Source organism: Alcanivorax sp. HI0083 (assembly GCF_001635175.1).
Window position 1 is genome coordinate 1 of sequence record NZ_LWFX01000625.1, and the last position, 396, is coordinate 396.

1 protein-coding gene is annotated in these 396 nt (G+C 54.5%); it reads left to right on the plus strand.

Features of this window, described 5'->3' with window-relative positions; all coding sequences use genetic code 11:
• Positions 1-56 precede the first annotated feature (56 nt).
• On the plus strand, positions 57-396 hold a 340-nt coding region (locus A3754_RS06270), incomplete at its 3' end, for an ion transporter (protein ID WP_197468510.1).

Genomic DNA, 396 nt, shown 5'->3' on the forward strand with positions numbered 1-396 from the left:
AACAAGACACAATGAGCCCGTCTTTGTTCATCCATGGTTAAGGATTCAGCGCAAATATGGAAACCCTGCGGCAACGCTGGCGCCACATTATCTTTGGTACCGATACCCCAGCCGGGCAGCTGTTCGATGTGCTGCTTATCGGGGCGATCCTGGGAAGCGTGATTGCGGTCATGCTCGACAGTGTGTCCAGCATCCGTGAAGAGTATGGCGTGCTGTTGTACGCGGCGGAGTGGTTTTTCACTCTGCTTTTTACGGTGGAATACGCCATTCGCCTTTGGGTCAGCGACCGACCGCTGCGCTATGCACGCAGCTTTTTCGGGGTGGTGGATTTACTGTCCGTCATCCCGACCTATCTGAGCCTGTTCATCCCCGGTTCCAATTACCTGCTTACCATCC